Source organism: Hydrocoleum sp. CS-953 (assembly GCF_002260545.1).
Classification (GTDB): domain Bacteria; phylum Cyanobacteriota; class Cyanobacteriia; order Cyanobacteriales; family Microcoleaceae; genus Trichodesmium.
This window is the reverse complement of the sequence record NZ_LGSU01000648.1, coordinates 1-4060: the sequence shown is the minus strand read 5'-3', so window position 1 is coordinate 4060 and position 4060 is coordinate 1. Positions and strand designations below refer to the sequence as shown.

The 4060-nt window shown below is 35.4% G+C and carries 1 pseudogene; it reads right to left on the bottom strand.

Annotated elements, in window-relative coordinates:
- Window positions 1-653 precede the first annotated feature (653 nt).
- Window positions 654-4060: pseudogene (locus AFK68_RS07335) on the bottom strand (hypothetical protein); the annotation flags it as partial.

The window sequence follows — 4060 nt, the reverse complement described above, 5'->3', positions numbered from 1 at the left end:
GCCCTTATGCAACGTCCCTACAAGGGCATTTCATATAAACCCGGTTTCTACGCTTTTTTACACCGATACTACCGGATTTGATATAATTTCCTAATCTTTGCTTCAACTGATATAACCTTAAATATTTACTTTAATACCTGAATTTTCCTTGATAAACCAGGTTTCTAAGTTAACTGTAAATTCCTGGCTTATTATCTTTTTTATTGTAAGCATTTTCTGCGGAATGTTGTGCAAAGAAGCTTCAGCTTTTAGCTAGATTATAATTACATCAAAAATTATTATTGATATATTTCAGATAATTTCTAGCATAAAGTAAGTTGCTCTTCAGTTAATATAAGTCTTCTTCAAAAAATCCTTACTTAACAGGACTTACGCAAAGGTACTATCTATAGAGTTAAAAAACTATTCCGTAATAGTTTTGAGCGCTATATATAGCGTATCTGCGTAAGTCCTACTTAATTCATCAAAAAAACTGATAACTGAGAACTGATAACTGATTAAACTACTCACAAACTTCTAAATATTTCCTCACTTGTGGATGAGTGATAAAATAATTCTCAAGCCAATCACAAGAACTTTCTAACAAATCATTTAACCCTTTCACGCGCCACAACTGTAAATCATTATCTGCTAAAGNCTGATAACTGATTAAACTACTCACAAACTTCTAAATATTTCCTCACTTGTGGATGAGTGATAAAATAATTCTCAAGCCAATCACAAGAACTTTCTAACAAATCATTTAACCCTTTCACGCGCCACAACTGTAAATCATTATCTGCTAAAGTTGCCACATATTTACCATCTAAACTTAAACCCTTAGCATTTTCAAATTGAGCTATTTGTCTGCCATTAATATCCCAAACTCTCACCATTCCATCTTTTCCCATACTAATTACCTGTTCCCCATCAGCACTAAAAGTCAAATTTTTCACACTACCAACATGACCTTTTAAATCAACAATTTGATTGCCCGAAAAATCCCATATTTTCACCATCCCATTACTATCTCCCGTAGCTATATAATCTCCTGATGGACTAAAACTAATACTCTCTATCCAACTAGAAATAACCTTTAAGTTTAACACAGTTTCAAAAGAACTATCCCAAATTTTCCCAATACCATCCTCTCCAGCAGTACCAATATATTGTCCATCTGGACTAAAATTTACATCCAAAACTCGTCCATTATGACCCTTTAACTCAGCCAACTGCTGACCAGAATTATTCCAGATACGGGCAACACCATCTTCTCCCACCGTTGCCAAACGCTGTCCATCAGGAGCAAAACTAATCTCTTTTGCCGTACCCTCTGTACCCTCTAACTCTGTTAATTCCTCTCCCGAAACCTGCCAAATTCTTCCCTGAGCATTATCTCCAGCAGTGGCTATACGTTGACCGTCAGGACTAAAACTCATATCACCAAACATACCTAAATATCCATTGAATTGAGCTAAAGGTTTTCCAGAAATATCCCAAATACGGGCAACACCATCAACTGTAGCTGTTGCTAATCTCTGATTATTCGGACTAAAACTTACCGTCCCAAAAATACCAGAATTACCCTTAATTTTTCCGTCGTGATTACCTTCTAGTTCCCAAATTCTGCCAGTACCATCTTCTCCCAAAGTTATTAGTAATTCTCCATCGGAACTAAAATTAGTTTCCCAAACTCGGCCTTGATGTCCTTTAAGATTGGTCAACAAATTGCCATTATTATTCCAAACTTTCACACTACCATCACTACCTGCTGTAGCTAAACGTTGACCATCGGGACTAAAACTGACACTCGTGACTATTCCTTGATGTCCAGGAAGTTTCCCTAATAGTTTGCCAGAAACATCCCAAATATTGGCTACCCCATCTTCTCCTGCTGTAACTAACCTTTTACTATCGGGACTAAAGCTAACATTCCAGACACCACCTTTAAGTTTTGCTAGGAGTTGACCGGAACGACGCCACCAAATTCTAATAGTGCCATCCCATCCAGCAGTAGCTAGATATTTTCCATCTGGGCTAAATATGACTTTTTCTACACTACCTTGATGTCCCCTAAGTCTGGCTAACTGTCTGCCAGATCGACTCCAAATTCTGGCAGTACCATCCCATCCAGCGGTGGCTAGATATTTTCCATCAGAGCTAAATGTGACATCTAAGATGCGACCTTTATGTTTTTTGAGAGTGGCTATTTTCTTGCCTGAGATGTCCCAAATTCTAGCAGTGCCGTCTTCTCCAGCAGTAGCTAGGAGTTTACCATTGGGACTGAAGCTAATTTGCCAAATTTGGCTTTCATGGCCTTTGAGTTCTACTTGCTGCTTACCGAGAAAATCCCAAATTATGGCCGTACCATCGTCTCCTGCTGTCGCTAGAAGGTCGCCTTCTGGAGCAAATTTAATTTTAGAGATTTTACCCTGATGTCCTCTCAACTGGGAAATAGGCTGACCTGAGAATTTCAGGATTTTAGCTGTACCATCATTGCTAACTGTTGCTAATAGTTGATTATTAGGACTCATGGCAATGTTTTTGATGTTAGGAATTTGGTTTTTTTCGTGAATATTTTTGAGGATTTGTTGTAAGGCAAATATCGGACTTGTGGCTGGATAATATTGGAGTGGGCGGTCGCCTTTAATTAATTCTTGTAGTTCTTTACCTGTTTGCATTGCTGATAGTAATGCTTCTATTTGTGCATTTTCAAATTGTCTTAGGGCGTTAATTCCTTGGCGTTCTAATTTTGTTCCTGTTTGTGCTTCTTGTAGTTCGTATTTGGCTTTTTCTAGTTGATATTCTGCTGTTTGAAGTTGGTTTTGTTTATCTTGGAAAAGTTTTGTTGCCCAGGCGACGCCCGTTATAGCTACTACTGATATTATGGCTAATCCTGCTACTCCTATTTTTAGTTTATTCTGATTGTTTGGGGATGTTTTAAGTTTTTTGCGACTTACTTGATTGTTTGAATTTTGATGATTATTGATTTTTTGTTTGGGTGTTTCTATCTGTTGTTGTTCTAGTTTATTTTTAGTTTTCTGATGACTATTTTTTTGTTTTGGTGTTTCGATTTGTTTCTGTTGTGGCTGAATCAGATTATTACTATTAATTTTGTGATTTTCCTGATTTTCCAAGTCAGAAAGATTTGTTCCTAAATCTAAGTTTGTTACTTGAGTATTTAAGTCATTTAACTCTAATGGAATTTCTAGTTGTTTTTGTTCTAAATTAATTCCATCATTACTACTAATTTTATGATTTTCCTGATTTGCCAAATCAAAAATATTTGCTCCTAGTTGAAAATTTGTCACCTGACTATTCAACTCATTTAACTCTAAGGGATTTCCTAGTGTTTTTTGTTCTGAATTAATCACACCATTACTATTAATTTTGTGATTTCCTGGAATTTTCGAGTTAGAAAGATTTCCTCCTTTTTGCCAACTTTGTTCCTGACTATTCAAATCATTTAACTCTAATTTTTCCTGATTAACCATAGGAACAGATTGAGTTGTTTGTGCTAGATATTTTTGTACCAATTCTTGATTAAAAATTTCGGCATAAATAGGACTATATAGCTCTAAAAATCCCTGATTTACTTTTGCCACTCCCGACCTTAATAACTCTTTTATCTCCCATTTACTATTACTATTAGCGATCGCATCATTTTTAAATCTTGGATTATTTTCACCTGGTGGTTTTAACTTGCCATGTTTTAATAATTGTTGATATATTTCTACATGACTTGTAGATTTCTGTACATTTTTCAGCAACAAATTTTGTATTTTGCTGAAATGAGCAGGATAGTCTTGTGCATCCCAATTTTCTACCACACAAATTTTCACTAAATCTTCTACTAAAGCTACATCATTATAATTTTCTTCTACCCCTTTTTCTCCTAGATAGTTAATAACTATTTGACATAATTTTTGTGTTAAAAATGGTTGCCCGCCAGACCAAAATAATATTTCTTCCATAACTTTTAGTGGCTGTTTTACTATTCCTGCAAATCTGTTCACAAAATGAGCCACTTCTTCTATTTTGAAGTTACTAAGTTCAATATATTTACATACATCTATTAAAT